The following is a 15,132-nucleotide window of genomic DNA, read 5'->3' as shown; positions in this document are numbered from 1 at the left end:
CAACGAGTGAACACGGCTTGAAGGTCCCCCGAAGTCATGGCCTACACTCCCCCCATGACTGCCAAGCCGCTCGCGCAAGCCCGACTCCTCGCCGAACAGGCGCTCAGCCGCGCCGCCGGCGCTCCGTTACTGGGCGGCAACGCCGTCGAGTTGTTGATCGACGCCGCCGCCCATTTCGATGCATGGCTTGGGGCGATCCGCCACGCGCGCCAACGCGTGCTGCTGGAGAACTACATCATCCGTGACGACGAGGTGGGCCGCGCCTTCCGCGATGCCTTGGTCGAGTGTGCCCAGCGCGGCGTGATGGTGGCCGTGATCTACGACTGGCTGGGTTGCCGCGGCCAGTCGCGCGCCAGCTTCTGGCAACCCTTGCGCGCGGCGGGCGGTGAGGTGCGTGCCTTCAACCCGCCGCAGTTCGGGCAACCCTTCGGCTGGATCAGCCGCGACCACCGCAAACTGCTGGTCGTCGACGGCGAGCACGGTTTTCTTTCCGGGGTGTGCATCAGCCACAAGTGGTTAGGCGACCCGGCCCGCCAGGTGGCCCCCTGGCGCGATACGGGCGTGGCGTTGCGTGGCCCCGCCGTGCACGAGTTGGAGCAGGCCTTTGCCGAAAGCTGGTCCAGCATTGGCACGCCGTTGCCGGCTTTTCTGCCGGCCACGGAGACAGCACCCGCGGGCGACGTCGCACTGCGCGTCATCGCCACCCAGCCTGCCACCGCAAGCATGTACCGCCTCGATCAGCTCATCGCCGCCATGGCCCGCCGCACGCTATGGCTCACCGACGCCTACTTCGTAGGCGTGGCGCCATATGTCCAGGCGCTGGCCGCCGCCGCCAAAGACGGCGTGGATGTGCGCCTGTTGGTGCCCGGGAGCAGTGACATACCGCTGGTTGCCGGCATGTCCCGCTCGGGTTATCGGCCGTTGCTCAAGGCGGGCATTCGGGTGTTCGAATGGAACGGCTCAATGCTCCACGCCAAGACCGCCGTGGCCGATGACCTGTGGGCACGCGTGGGTTCCTCCAACCTCAATATCGCCAGTTGGCTGAGCAACCGCGAGATCGATGTGGCCGTGGAAGACGCCGGCTTCGCCCGGCAGCTGGCCGCCCAGTACGAACGCGATCTCGGCAACGCCACCGAGATCGTGCTGGCGCCGCGCCGCCGGCGACCTCGTACCGAACACGTGCAAGCCGCCGCTGCCCGTCAGGCGCCACATCACCCCATGGGCGGCAGTTCCAGCCGCGCCGCCGCCAGTGCGCTGCGCATCGCCAACACCGTGGGCGCCGCGCTCACCGACCGCCGCGTACTGGGCGACACCGCCACCGGTCCCTTGCTGGTCGGCAGCCTGGCATTGGCCGTGCTGGCGGTGGTGGCGATCCTGTGGCCGGCAGTAATCGGGTGGCCACTGGGCCTGCTGGCGGCCTGGTTCGCCCTGAACTTTGGTGCTCGGGCGTGGCGATTGCGCCGGCGCTTTCGGCAGCGCGTTGCCGAATCGGGCCCGCCACGCTGAGCAGAATGTTTTCATATCAAAGAGATAGCGCCACTGCCTCACTATCTGGCTATGCATGCTCGGCCAAGCGGATGTAATCAAAGCATTCGATGGGCGGTCGTCGTGTTAGGCTCGCGCGTCCATGCACGACTTCGACGACATCCGCTCCCGTGACGGCGGCACCCCGCCCCGCGAGGTTCTGACTCCCAGCTCACTCAACCGGCTGGTGCGTGACCTGCTGGAAGACGCGCTTCCGTTGATCTGGATCGAAGGCGAGCTGTCGAACGTGGCGCGCCCGGCCTCCGGCCATCTGTACTTCACGCTCAAGGACAGCAGCGCCCAGGTGCGTTGCGCCATGTTCCGCCCCAAGAGCGGCTGGCTGAAATTTCGTCCCGCCGATGGCATGCATGTGCTGGTGCGGGCCAAGGTCGGCCTGTATGAACCGCGCGGCGAGTTCCAGCTGATCGCCGAGCACATGGAACCGGCCGGCGAAGGCGCGCTGCAACGCGAGTTCGAGCAACTGAAGGCGCGACTGGACGCGGAGGGCCTGTTCGACCCCGCCCGCAAGCGAGCCCTGCCCCGCTACGCGCGACGCATCGGCGTTATCACGTCGGCCACCGGCGCGGCGATCCGTGACGTGCTGAGCGTGATGGCGCGCCGCTGGCCATTGGCGCAGGTCGATGTGCTGCCCGTACCCGTACAAGGGCGCGAAGCACCGCCAGCCATCGTACAGATGCTGCGCAAGGCTTCGGCCAGCGGCCGCTACGACGCCCTGCTGCTCACGCGCGGCGGCGGCTCACTGGAAGATCTCTGGGCCTTCAACGACGAGCAGGTCGCGCGCGCCATCCACGCCAGCGCCGTGCCGGTGGTGTCGGCCGTGGGTCACGAGATTGACTTCAGCATCGCCGATTTCGTCGCCGATCTGCGCGCACCGACGCCATCGGCGGCGGCCGAATTGCTGGTGCCGGACGCCCATGCACTGCGACGTCACCTGCTGCAACTGCAACAGCGACTGGTGACACTGGAGCAGCGTCGTCAGCAATCGCGCAGCCAGCGTCTGGATCACTTGCTGGCGCGCCTGCAGGCGCAACGTCCGCAGGCGCGACTGGCGCGCGACCACGAACGCCTCGCGCACTTGCACCGCCGCCTCCTTGGCGTGCAGCGTGAATCCGCGCAATACCGGCGCATGCGCATGGAGCGCCTGCAGGCGCGATTGCTGGCCCAGCATCCGCGCCAACGCCTGGAACTGGCCCGCCGACGCCTGCAGGAACTATCGCAACGCATGCGCCAATCCATGGAGCGGCGCCTGGAGCGCGATCGCCTTACCCTGCAGCAGACCGGCCGCGCCCTGCACGCCATCAGCCCACTCGCCACGCTGGATCGCGGCTACGCCATCCTGTTCGACGCCGACGGCAAGGTGCTGCGCTCGGCACAGCAGGCGACGGAAGGCACGCCATTGCGCGCACGCCTGGCCGATGGCGAGCTGCCACTCACCGTGGCATCCGCGCCACCCAAGAAGTCTCGCGCCACCTAAGGCCTGCAAGACGTGTAGCGGCGGCAGCTCACGTGATCTCAACACCACCTATTTCATGCTCCGCCCCTTACATCAGGGAGCGTCGCATGAAGGCTGCCGCGTTGTTCGTCAAAGCATTGGAAGCCGAAGGTGTTCGCAGCATCTTTGGCGTGCCGGGCGAAGAGAACCTGGACCTGGTCGAAGCGCTGCGTGAATCCTCCATCCAACTGATTGTCACCCGCCACGAACAGGCCGCCGGCTTTATGGCCGCCACCTGGGGGCGACTTACCGGCGAAGCCGGCGTGGCCCTGTCCACGCTGGGACCCGGTGCGACGAACCTGGTGACCGCCGCCTATGCGCAGCTCGGCGCCATGCCCATGTTGATGATCACCGGTCAGAAACCCATACGCGAACACAAACAGGGCCTTTTCCAACTGGTCGATGTCGTCGACATGATGCAGCCGCTGACCAAGTACACCCGGCAGCTGGTGTCGGCACCGACCATCCCCGCCCGCATTCGCGAGGCCTTTCGTCGCGCCGAAGAAGAACGCCCTGGCGCGGTGCACCTTGAACTGCCGGAAGACATCGCACGGGATACGGTAGAGGACGCCATCCTGCTTCCCACCGAGTATGCGCGGCGCCCCTCACCCGACGATGCCGCGCTGGTACAGGCCGCCGAAGCGATCAGTTCGGCCCGGCACCCCATTCTCATGATCGGCGCGGCCGCCAATCGCCAACGCACCACCGTGGCACTGCGCGCCTTCATCGACAAGCTGGGTATCCCATTCTTCACCACTCAGATGGGCAAGGGCGTGATCGATGAGGACCATCCGCTATGGCTGGGCAATGCCGCGCTGTCGGATGGCGATTTCGTACACCGGGCCATCGACGCCGCCGACGTCATCATCAATGTCGGCCACGATGTGGTCGAGAAGCCACCCTTTCTCATGCGCAAGGGGCGGCGTACGGTCATCCATATCAATTTCTCATCGGCCGAGGTGGATGCCGTCTACTTTCCGCAGATCGAAGTGGTGGGCGATATCGCCCATACCGTCGAGCGTCTCACCGACGCCTTGCAGCCCCAGGCGCATTGGAACTTCAGCTTCTTCGATCGGGTACGCGATGCCTTTCACCAGCAGCTGCGCGAGCATGCCGATGACGAGCGCTTTCCGATGCACCCGGTGCGCGTCGTGGACGACACACGCCGCTTCATGCCCGATGACGGCGTGCTATGCCTGGACAACGGCATGTACAAGATCTGGTACGCGCGCTACTACCGCGCCCGCCAGCCCAACACCATTCTGCTGGACAACGCGCTGGCCACCATGGGCGCCGGCCTGCCCTCCGCCATGGCGGCGAAGATGGTTTACCCCGAACGCAAGGTGCTGGCCATCTGCGGCGATGGCGGTTTCATGATGAACGCGCAGGAGCTGGAAACCGCGGTGCGCCTGAAACTGGATCTGGTCATTCTGCTGCTGCGCGACGACGCCTACGGCATGATCCGCTGGAAACAGGCCGAGATGGGCTATGCCGACTATGGCATGGTGTTCGGCAACCCCGATTTCGTGCTGTTCGCCCAGGCCCATGGTGCCTATGGCCATCGCCCCGCCACGGCCGATGCGTTCCTGCCCACGTTGCAGCGCGCATTCGACACGGGCGGCGTGCACCTGATCGACCTGACCATCGACTACTCGGACAATCACCGCATCCTCAACGAAGAGATCCGCCGGCTGAGCGCAGCCGTCTGATCGCTGGAGCCACGCATGCTTGCCAAGAGCTACCCCTACTACCTCGCCAACCAGCCGCAGACCTCCAAGGAAACGATGGATGTGCTGGACAAATACAGCGGCAAGGTCGCTACGCGTGTGGCCGTGCCCGATGCAAAAGCCACGGAGAAGGCCATTGCAGCCGCGGTCCACGCCACTCAGCCGATGCGCGAGTTCAAACCGTGGGCGCGTCAGCAGGTACTCCAGCACTGCGCTCGCCGCTTCGCCGAACGTCGCGAAGAGTTGGCCTACGCGCTCTGCGTGGAAGCGGGCAAACCCATCAAGGACGCCGACGGCGAAGTGACGCGGCTGATCGAAACCTTCACCATCGCCGCCGAAGAGGCCGTGCGCATCAACGGCGAAACGCTCACGCTGGAAATCGCCCAGCGCCTGGATGGCTACCACGGCTACACCAAGCGGGTACCACTGGGTCCGGTCTCGTTTATTACCCCCTTCAATTTCCCGCTCAACCTGGTGGCTCACAAAGTGGCGCCGGCCATCGCCGCCGGCTGCCCGTTCGTGCTCAAACCCGCCGAGCGCACGCCCATCGGCGCCCTGATCATCGGCGAAGTGCTGGCCGAAACCGACCTGCCCAAGGGAGCGTTCTCCATCCTCAACCTGGACGGCAAGCACGCTGGCCCGTTGGTGGAAGACCCTCGCTTCAAGCTGCTTTCCTTCACCGGCAGTCAGATCGGCTGGGACTTGAAGGCGCGCGCCGGCCATAAGAAAGTGACTCTGGAACTGGGTGGCAATGCCGCGTGCATCATCGACGCCGACCAGGGCCCGCACCTGGATCGCGTAATCGACCGCCTGGTATTCGGGGCGTTCTATCAATCCGGCCAAAGCTGCATCAGCGTGCAGCGCATCTATGTGCACCAATCGCTGTACGGGGAGCTAAAGAAGCGCCTGGTGGCGGCGGTGAAGAAGCTGAAGGCAGGCGACCCCAAGAAGAAGGACACCTTCCTTGGCCCGATGATCGACGACGCCGCTGCCACGCGCCTGCACGACTGGATCGAAGAAGCCCGCAAGGCAGGCGGCAAGGTGCTGTGCGGCGGCAAGCGCCAAGGCGCCATGCTTGAAGCCACGCTGATGGACAACGTACCCACCAGCGCCAAGGTTCATCGCCAGGAAGTGTTTGGCCCGTTCGCCTTGCTCGCGCCCTTCAGCGAGTTCGACGACGTGGTTCGCATGGTCAACGACTCCGATTACGGGCTGCAAGCCGGCATCTTCACCGATAGCCTCGGCCACGCCATGCGCGCCTGGAACGAGCTGGAGCAAGGCGGCGTGATCGTCAACGACATCCCCAGCTTCCGCGTGGACAACATGCCCTACGGCGGGGTCAAGCTCTCCGGCATCGGGCGCGAAGGCGTGCGCTGCGCCATCGAAGACATGACCGAACTGCGACTGATGGTGATGCGCGAACGCTGAGCGGCCCACGCGGACCGGTGGCGCCCCCGACCCGGCTGGTGTTCAATCTAAGGCACTCGACGCGGCGACCGCCAACGTCGTCGCGATTCCTTACGGAGCCATACGATGCTCGCCAAGCTTGCTGTTTGTGTCGGCGCTCTTGCACTGGCGACCCACGCCTGGGCGCAGACCGGCCCGGTGCCAGCCACCTCTGCCCAAGCGCGCCCGGCAGAGGCGGTCAACCTGCAAGCGGTCACCGTCACCGGAGAGCAACCCGGCCCCCCGCTGTGGGAGGTTCGCTCCGGCGGACATGTCATGTGGGTCATTGGCACCATCAGCCCGCTGCCCAAACACGCGCAATGGCAATGGCACGAGCTGGAGCATGCGCTGGGGCAATCGACCGAGCTGCTGGAGGCGCCTTCCGCTCGACTGCGCATGCCCGGCAGCCTGTTCTCGCGCCTGGCCTTGCAGCCCAATGCACGCCTGAACCCCGGCGGCGCTTCTCTGCAACGCCTGCTCCCACCGGACATGTACGCGCGCTGGCAGGCGCTCAAGCGCCAGTACCTGGACAACGATGAGGCGCTCGACTTTACGCGCCCCATCGTGGCGGCCGAAGCGCTATACGACAAAGCGCTCAGCGCCAATGACCTCAGCGATGACACTGATGTCGCGGCGATGGTCGAAAAGCTGGCGCATCGCCACGGCACCCGACTTATCGATGCACGCTACGAACTGGTGATATCGCGCGCACCGGGCCAGTTGAACTCCGCCGAACAGGAGCAGGCAGAAGGCATCGCTTGCCTCGATGAAACCATGCGCCTGGTGGAGAGCCAGCTACCGCAGTTGGCCGCTCGCGCCAACGCCTGGTCCACGGGCGACATGAAGACGCTACAGAGCCTGATGCAAGGCACGCACTACGATCCTTGCGTGGTGACGGCGATCAATGGCGATTTCGAGCATCAGCTCAATATCCCGGATCTCCCCGCCCGCATCGAGGATGCATGGATCGCTGCGGCAAAGGATGCGCTGATACGCAACCGCCACAGCGTCGCGATTCTTTCCATGGAACAGGTGATGGCGCCCGACGGCTACCTGGCCAAGCTGCGCTCGATGGGTTACGTGGTAAGGCCGCCGGAAAGCCTGCAACCCTGAGCGGCAGGCTGACTCGTTCGCCCGCCAACAAGCCGCGCCCTTGAAGAGGACGCGGCCCGGCTGAATGCAGCGGCTTACTTGCCGCTATACATCGACGCGGCGTCCGCCTTGAACGCCTCGGCGCTGGCCGCGCGGCTATAGAACATATGCCCGCCCGGATAGATGGCCAACTTCACGCGCTGCGCCTGACCGAAGGCAGGCATCTGGTCGATCACCAGGCGCGAGGTATAAAACGGGCACGACAGATCGTTGTAGCCGTGCACGATCAACACCTTCATGTTCGGGTCGTTGCCGATCGCCTTGCGCAGGTCCGCCACCGGCTTGTCGTCCGGATTGCCACGCTCCCACTCCTTGTTGACGGAGTAGGAAAGCGCTTCGTAATGCGCGTCGGTCTTCCAACCCACCTCGCGCGTCACGAAATCGGCCATGGCGCTGGTGGTCGGCGCCAGCAGCGCGTCGAGAATCGGATCGCCCGAGCGACGTTCAGCCGAATCGGGGAACGGATCGAACGCGGTGACATTGGAGTCGTAGACGCTGCCGATCTTCTTGTCGTTGCGATGCACTTCGCGCAGGTAGGTGCCGATATCCACGCGACCATCCAGCTTGGCGACCACCGACGGGTCCAGGCCGGTATAGCCCGATACCTTTTGCACCATCCGCGAGATCGCCCCCGGATCGGAACGACCCGCGAGGAAGTCGGTGACAAACTGCGTGCGCACGTAACTCTCCACGTCGGCCATCGCCGCCGGGGTAAGGCGCCCCTGCTTCTCCAGATTCGCCGCGGTCATCGACGGCAGGTTGATCATCCACGGCAGCGGCGACAAGGCATCGCCATCGCCGATCGCCGCCGGATCAAGATACGGCGACACCATCACCAGGCCATTCACGCCCACGCCCATCTGCGTTTGCAGGGTGTAGCCTATGCGCGGCGCGCGATAGCCGCCGTAGCTCTCGCCCATCACATACTTGGGCGAGCGCAGGCGACCGTGCTTGACCAGCCAGTCGTACACCACGCGCGAGAGGTACTTGATGTCGGCCTCGGTGGAATAGAAATCCTTCTTGGTCTGCTCGTCATCTTCCAGCGAGCGCGAATAGCCGGTGCCCACCGGGTCGATAAACACCAGGTCGCTCATATCCAGCCAGGTATTGGGGTTGTCCTTGGTCACGGCCGCATCCGAAGGCGCATCGCCATCCACGCCGAACTGGATGCGCTTGGGACCGATCGCGCCCATGTTGAGATACACCGACGAGGCGCCCGGTCCGCCATTGAAAGCAAAAGTCACCGGTCGATTGGGGGCACCACCGGGAACGACATAGGCGGTGTACACCACCTCGGCGATCTTTTTGCCCTTGGCGTTACGCACGGGAATCGTGCCCACGGTCGCCTCATAGGAAAGCGTGCGGCCACCGACGCGCACACTCTGCTTGATGGTCTTGTCCGCGGGCAGCGGCGGCAGTTCGCCTTCCGGTTTCTTGTCGGCGCCCGCGTCTGCGGCCGGCTTGGCGTCCGCCGCAGCCATCGCGCTCCACGGCGCCAGGGTCAGGCCAGCCAGCAGCAAGGCGGCGCAGCAGGCGGCACGCCGCCCCACATGAGCAAAACGGGCACGAACAGGCAGATCAGGCTTCATCAGGCATCTCACGCAAGGGCATTTAACGGAACATCGCCGACGCAGCCGGCCCGCACTTTCCCGCTGCCCTAAGGACAGCCAGCCAGGCGACGGCGCGAGGCTCATAGATGCGTTATGGCGCCCAGGGTCACCAGTGCCGTTAGACAGGGGGCAAGTTTTCGCGGCACCGGCCGGGCGGCTAGAAGGCCAGCGTCAACGCCCGCCCCACCGGAACGGCCTGCCATTGGGCTGTGAGTTCGAGCAGGCACTGACGCACCGCCTCGATGGCGGCGCCGTCGATCGGAAGCATGGGGCATGCACGCGCGCTACAGGTAACGCGGTAAAGATCGATCATGTCCTGCGCCGCGCTGCCCCAGCCGGCCCAGCCATCGGCCTGGAATACTTCCACCAGGCGCTCCACGGCATCGCTTTCCGCTTCTTCGGCCATGCGCTGGCCAGCCGCTTCACCGCTGGACAGTCGAGCGATGAAGCCGCGCTTTTGCAGCGTACTCTCCACCGCGTAGTGCACCATGTCGTGAGGAATGATGCCTTGCTTGGGGCAATCGACGGACTGCGCGGGCAATCCCGGGCGCACGATATCCATGCGGTCGTACTTGCCCGAGCCCTTGGTAAAGACCAGTTGCATCGATCGCCCCTCGGCCGTGGTCACGGCCCCATGCCATGCCCTTCAGCGTACAACGGCGCGGCATGTCGCGCGCCTCGCCAGAACCATCACGGTCGATGCATCGGCAGTGGCGCCCGCCGTGCGCCCACGGAATGTCAGGCCAGCTCCTGCCACTGGTAGTAGCGATGATGAGCCAGCTGCAACAGATCGAGGTCTTCTTTGGTGTCGCCGTAGGCGTAAACCACCGGATAGGCGGCTACATCCAACGTCGCCTTCACCCGCCGGGGCTTCTCGGCACTGACGCATTGATCGCCCCGATAGCCACCCGTCAATCGTCCATCGCGAATTTCCAGCTCCGAGCAGATGAGCTCCAGGCCATGCTGGCGACACCAATGGCGCAGATAGATATCCAGGCCACCCGATACCACCACCACGCGATCACCCTGGGCCTTATGCCAGCGAATGCGCTCCAGCGCGTTTTCGCGCAGGACGCCCGGCAGCACTTCGTGGGCGAATCGACGCCCCAACTCGTCGGCTTGCGCAGCCGGAACGCCCGTGAAACCCGCCCGCACGGCGCAGTAACGCATGAGGTTGGAGGAGACCAACCCAAACTTGTAACCAAGCACCATAGGTCCCAGCACGGCGGTACTCACAAGGCGTCGGCGCCTGGGCACGGCAAACTCGATAAACGGGCGGAACATCTCCGTGTGAGTAATGGTTCCATCGAAATCGAACAAAGCGAGATTCAAGGCGCACTCCCTGGCAGCAGCTCCCAAAATCGCCCACCGCAGCCACAGAGCATGGGCGGGCGCGGTGCGCATCCTCAACGCGCGGCCCCATCAGCGTCAAGTCGGCCTAGGCGGCGCTTTCCGTATCGGCCTGGCGCAGACGAGTAACGTCGCGCAACGGCGGTGCGCCAAAATGCCGACTGTATTCGCGACTGAACTGCGAAGGACTTTCATAGCCCACGCGATGCGCCGCCGTGGCGACATCGCACTGCCCCGCCACCAGCAGTCGTCGCGCTTCGTGCAGACGCAGCTGCTTTTGGTACTGCAACGGGCTCATCGCCGTGATCGCGCGAAAATGGTGATGCAGCGAAGAGCTGCTCATGTTCACGCGCCCTGCCAGCTCATCGATACGCAGGGGCTCCTGGTAATGACGGCGCAGCCACTCAATGGCGCGCGACACCTGATGACTCTGACTTCCCGAGGTGGCGATCTGCGCCAGTCGACCACCCTGCTCGCCCGTGAGCAGGCGATACAGCAACTCGCGCTCGATCAATGGGCCCAGCACCGCCAGATCATCTGGGGTGTCCAGCAGGCGTACCAGGCGCAATAGCGGATCGAGCAAGCCACCGTCGAGCGGACTGAGCGAAAGGCCCGGCGAGGATGCGGGCATCGGCCGCATGGACGACACCTCCGGCAGCAACTCGCGAATGCGTTGCACGTCGAGCCGATAGTTGAGGCACAGGCAGGGCTCTTCCGGCGACGCATGCTTGACCTGCGAGGACACCGGCACATCCACCGAGGTGACCAGGTACGAGGCGGGCTCGTGCACGAAGGTCTGCTGCCCGAGCAGGATCTCCTTGGCCCCCTGCAAGGCCAGCCCCAATCCAGGCTCGTAAAGCGCGCAGGTGGGCGCGCCCGTGGAGTCGGCACGGAAGAAATTCAGGGCCGGCCAGGCGGTGGACTGGACACCTTCGCTGGGCGTCAATCGTTCAATCAAGGCTGTCAATTCCTGGCGCCCCTGCTCTACGCGCATCGACGGCGCACTCCCGGAAGTCTTGTTATTCATGGACTTGTCATATCTAGGACGACGCAAGATTGCCTGTTTCTCCACACCAAGGCGAGTAGAAGAACAGGGCTTTGCAGGATCGGGCAAGTATTTCGCAGGAATCGGCTACCCCCGGCGGGACCCGCCCGCCCATACTGCGCCCCTCGCTCGCCCGTCCTCCAGGAGTTATGCATGGCACTCAGCATTCGCGGCTTTGCCGCCCAGTCCGCCACCGCCCCGCTGGCGGCCCACACCTTCGAGCGTCGCGAGCCGCGCCCGGACGACGTGGTGATCGACATCCTCTACTGCGGCGTCTGCCATTCGGATATCCACCAGGCCCGCAACGAATGGCACAACAGCATCTACCCGATGGTGCCCGGTCACGAGATCGTGGGCCGCGTGAGTGCCGTGGGTAACCAGGTGACGCGCTTCAAAGTGGGCGATGCGGTGGGCGTGGGCTGCATGGTCGACTCCTGCCAGCATTGCGCCTCCTGCAACGCCGGCCTCGAGCAGTACTGCGAAGAAGGCGCCACCTGGACCTACAACGGTATCGACCGCCGCGACAGCCTGCCGACCTTCGGCGGTTACTCCGAGCGCATCGTGGTGTCCGACAAGTTCGTGGTGTCCATTTCCGACAAGCTGGACCTGAAGGCTGCCGCACCGCTGCTGTGCGCCGGCATCACCACCTGGTCGCCGCTGCGCCACTGGAAGATCGGCAAGGGCAGCAAGGTCGCCGTGATCGGCCTGGGTGGCCTGGGCCACATGGGCCTGAAGTTTGCCAAGGCGATGGGCGCGGACGTTACGCTGTTCACCCGTACGGCGGACAAGGAAGCCGAAGCACGTCGCCTGGGCGCCGACCACGTGGTGCTGTCCACCGATGAGGCGCAGATGGCGGCCGTGACGCGCCAGTTCGACTTCATCCTGGATACCGTGCCCTCGCCGCACGACCTCAACCCGTACCTCAACACGCTCGCCCTCAACGGCGTGCTGTGCCTGGTTGGCCTGCTCGAACCGATTGAACCCGCCGTGCAGGCGGCCATGGTGGTACTGGGTCGTCGCTCGATCGCCGGCTCGGCCATTGGCGGTATCGCCGAAACGCAGGAAATGCTCGATTTCTGCGCCGAGCACGGCATTGTCAGCGATGTCGAGATGATCGATATCCAGGATATCAATCACGCCTATGAGCGCATGCTCAAGAGCGACGTGCGCTACCGCTTCGTGATCGACAACGCTTCACTGAAGAAGGCTGGCTGATCCAGGCTCCGTCAATCACCCCGACGGAGCAGGGAACCGGCGTCGCTGGCATGCAGTCAGCGACGCCGTTTTTTTAAGACGCCACCGACCGCGCAGCTGCCTGGAAAAGGGACGTCCGAACAAACCCTTTTATGCACCCAGCGGCGGTGCCTTCGGCGCGTTCCAGCCCATCATGTTGTAGACGCGATAGCGCCAAATGCCCAGGTACTCGTGCAGCGCCGCATCGGCAAGCAGGTAGTTCCAGGAATCGGGCACCAGCTCTCGACGCGCATTGACCCAGTCGCCGGCCACCGGCTGCGGGGCAATGCCGAAATGACTGAAGTACAACAGCGCGCGTTGCAAATGAATGCCCGAGGTGACCAGCACCGTATGCTGCGGCGCGTAGGCCGCCAGCATCGGCCGACTGAACTGCGCGTTCTGCCACGTAGTGAGGCTGCGTGTTTCCAACAGCAGATCGGCCTGGGCGATACCCAGCTTGCGCAAGGCGCGCCCATACACCACGGACTCCGCCTCGCCGTGATCCTGCGAGTCACCGCCACTGATCAGGACACGGCATTCCTGGCCCGTCGCCTTGCAATCGTTGTATAGCTGCGCGGCGCGCAGCACGCGGCCATCGGCAAAATAAGACGGCTGCAAGGGCTCGTCCCCCGCCACCACCGTTCCGCCTCCCAGCAGCACGATGACATTGCGCGGCGCCCAGGCGATGCGCGGCTCCACGTCGTAGGGGCTTTGCAGGCTGCGTATCAGCCAGCGCGGCAGTGCCCCGCAACCCACCGCAAAGAACAGCACCACGGCCAGCGCCACCATCGCATGGCCGCATCGCCGCCAGCGCAGGCGATAGAGCAGCGCCGCCGCCAGCAGCAAGAGAAACAGAATGCCCAGCATGGGGTTCCCCACTTCGCGGAAAGTCATGGCATCTTAGGGCCTTACTGCAAGCCGAGGCGATAGCGCACGCGCAGGGCGCAATCGGCCGACGGACAAAGTATCCGTAAGGAAGCAGCAGCCAGGGGAACGCAGGGAATCCGCTCATGACGACGCTCGTTTTTGTGCACGGCTGGAGTGTCACCAACACCCGTACCTACGGCGCCCTGCCCCAACGACTGCAGCAACAGGCGCGCGCGGCGGGCATGACGCTCGACGTCGCCGATATCTGGCTGTCCGAATACGTGAGCTTCGACGACGCGGTCACCATGGCCGATATCGTGCGAGCCTTCGATCGCGCATTGCGCGACCTTCCTCTGCGCGACAGCCGCTTTGCCTGCATCACTCACTCCACCGGCGGCCCGGTAGTGCGGGAATGGCTACGCGCTCAACGCGAGCGACCCGGCGCCTTCAGCACCATCCGCCTTACCCACCTGATGATGCTGGCCCCGGCCAATTTCGGCTCGGCCCTGGCACAACTGGGCAAGGGCGTGCTCGGCCGCCTGCGGGCCTGGACCGATGGCGTGGAGCCAGGCCAACGCATCCTGGACTGGCTGGAATTGGGTAGTGCCCCATCCCTGTCACTCAATCTGGACCACATCCACGGCGACGACCTCGCCGAACGCGAACAATACCTTTTCGTGCTGACCGGCGATCGACCCGATCGCTCGCTTTACGACCATATCAATAGCTATACCGGGGAAGACGGCTCCGATGGCGTGGTACGCATCGCCGCCGCCAACCTCAATGCTCGCCATGCCGTGCTTGCGCACAACGATGGCGATGCCGCCAACACGCTGAGCCTGCATGTGACCCGTGCGCCGCGCACCGCGTTCAAACTGATCCCTGGCGCGGCTCACTCCGGCGACGCCAAGGGCATCATGGCGGCCGCGCCCGACGCCACGGTAGAAGCGCTGCTGCACTGCCTGCGCGTGAACGATGCGGCAGCTTATGCCCTGCTGTGCGATCGCTTCGATGCGGAGAACGCGCAGCGCGATAGCGAAAAAGTGGAGTTCGAATCGGCAGGGCCGTTTCCCTTGCGCACCCATATTCACGACCCGCGCAGCATGCTGATCGTGCGAATCACCGACGATGGCGGCGAACCACTCGTGGGCGCTCGCCTGCTGCTTAATGCCGGCACTCCGCCCAATCCCGATTGGATGCCGCAAGGCTTCATGCTGGACCGCCAAGGCAACAGCCGCCAGGCCAATGTGGTGTCGTTCTTTCTCAACCACGCGCTACTCGCGGGTACATCGCGCGTGGGCGACCCGGTCAACCGCCGTAAAACGCTGCGCGCTGCCGTCGCCTCCCACCGACCCTACGGCGCCACCGTGCAGCCGGCCGATTTGTCCGGGCTCATACACCACGCCATCGCCAGCACTACCGTGGAGGCCGACCTTTTCGATGCGCTAGGCCCACACCAAACCACCGTGCTCGACGTGGTGCTGCCCAGAAACGTGCACGAGGCCGTTTTCCGGCTTACTCAACGGCGTGAGCCGGTGGATTTCAGCCATCCCAACCCGGGCGGCATCCTGCCCTGACCACGCCCATCGGCGGTAGACGATGACAGCGATTGCCTATCGTGCCATAGTCGAAAGAAATTGCGGCACGGAAGGGATAGCCGTCGCA

Annotated in this window: 12 protein-coding genes; 7 read left to right on the top strand and 5 right to left on the bottom strand. The window is 64.8% G+C overall.

The genetic code is table 11. The features are described 5' to 3' along the window. The first annotated feature begins 36 nt into the window (after nt 1-36). The 5 genes from JHD67_RS05015 to JHD67_RS04995 all read left to right on the top strand — a co-directional run bounded on the left by JHD67_RS05015 (nt 37) and on the right by JHD67_RS04995 (nt 7,323). Nucleotides 37-1,506: a phospholipase D-like domain-containing protein gene (locus JHD67_RS05015; protein WP_233171643.1), complete on the top strand. Its 1,470-nt coding sequence runs from the start codon at nt 37-39 to the stop codon at nt 1,504-1,506. Nucleotides 1,507-1,627: 121 nt separating this feature from the next. Beyond that, on the top strand, nt 1,628-3,019 hold the full coding sequence (xseA, locus tag JHD67_RS05010; RefSeq protein WP_199097942.1) for an exodeoxyribonuclease VII large subunit: 1,392 nt from the start codon (nt 1,628-1,630) through the stop codon (nt 3,017-3,019). Between the two features lie 86 nt (nt 3,020-3,105). Next, entirely contained in the window at nt 3,106-4,746 is a 1,641-nt protein-coding gene (locus JHD67_RS05005; protein WP_199097940.1) for an acetolactate synthase large subunit, read from the top strand. Nucleotides 4,747-4,761: 15 nt separating this feature from the next. Beyond that, nucleotides 4,762-6,192, top strand: a complete 1,431-nt coding sequence (locus JHD67_RS05000) for an aldehyde dehydrogenase family protein (protein WP_199097938.1) — start codon at nt 4,762-4,764, stop codon at nt 6,190-6,192. Nucleotides 6,193-6,297: 105 nt separating this feature from the next. Beyond that, complete coding sequence (locus JHD67_RS04995; RefSeq protein ID WP_199097936.1) at nt 6,298-7,323, top strand: TraB/GumN family protein; 1,026 nt, start codon at nt 6,298-6,300, stop codon at nt 7,321-7,323. A gap of 74 nt (nt 7,324-7,397) precedes the next feature. Here JHD67_RS04995 and JHD67_RS04990 read toward each other — a convergent pair whose 3' ends face one another. From JHD67_RS04990 to JHD67_RS04975, 4 genes are all read right to left on the bottom strand, one after another. Continuing rightward, nucleotides 7,398-8,951: a peptidase S10 gene (locus JHD67_RS04990; protein WP_199097935.1), complete on the bottom strand. Its 1,554-nt coding sequence runs from the start codon at nt 8,949-8,951 to the stop codon at nt 7,398-7,400. Nucleotides 8,952-9,129: 178 nt separating this feature from the next. Continuing rightward, the gene (locus JHD67_RS04985; RefSeq protein WP_199097932.1) at nt 9,130-9,576 is read right to left on the bottom strand and encodes a hypothetical protein; all 447 of its coding nucleotides are present in this window, start codon (nt 9,574-9,576) and stop codon (nt 9,130-9,132) included. 134 nt (nt 9,577-9,710) lie between these two features. Then, a complete protein-coding gene (locus JHD67_RS04980) occupies nt 9,711-10,304 on the bottom strand; it encodes an HAD family hydrolase (RefSeq protein WP_199097930.1) in 594 nt (197 codons plus the stop codon). A 106-nt stretch (nt 10,305-10,410) separates the two neighbouring features. Further along, nucleotides 10,411-11,349 (bottom strand): AraC family transcriptional regulator, encoded by a 939-nt coding sequence (locus tag JHD67_RS04975; protein ID WP_199097929.1) that lies wholly within the window; start codon nt 11,347-11,349, stop codon nt 10,411-10,413. 171 nt (nt 11,350-11,520) lie between these two features. On the opposite strand from JHD67_RS04975, the gene JHD67_RS04970 reads away from it, so the two are divergent. Then, nucleotides 11,521-12,582 (top strand): NAD(P)-dependent alcohol dehydrogenase, encoded by a 1,062-nt coding sequence (locus JHD67_RS04970; RefSeq protein ID WP_199097927.1) that lies wholly within the window; start codon nt 11,521-11,523, stop codon nt 12,580-12,582. A gap of 129 nt (nt 12,583-12,711) precedes the next feature. Here the strand turns inward: JHD67_RS04970 and JHD67_RS04965 are convergent, their stop codons facing one another. After that, entirely contained in the window at nt 12,712-13,467 is a 756-nt protein-coding gene (locus JHD67_RS04965) for a YdcF family protein (RefSeq protein ID WP_199097925.1), read from the bottom strand. A gap of 143 nt (nt 13,468-13,610) precedes the next feature. Between JHD67_RS04965 and JHD67_RS04960 the strand changes: the two genes are divergently transcribed. Further along, nucleotides 13,611-15,044 carry a phospholipase gene (locus JHD67_RS04960; RefSeq protein WP_199097923.1) on the top strand — a complete coding sequence of 478 codons (1,434 nt, stop codon included), beginning with the start codon at nt 13,611-13,613 and terminating at the stop codon, nt 15,042-15,044. Nucleotides 15,045-15,132: the final 88 nt, after the last annotated feature.

The organism is Dyella sp. ASV21, assembly GCF_016428975.1.
In the GTDB taxonomy this organism is placed as follows: domain Bacteria; phylum Pseudomonadota; class Gammaproteobacteria; order Xanthomonadales; family Rhodanobacteraceae; genus Dyella.
Note: the sequence above shows the minus strand (reverse complement) of the source record. Positions and strands in the feature narration are given on the sequence as shown.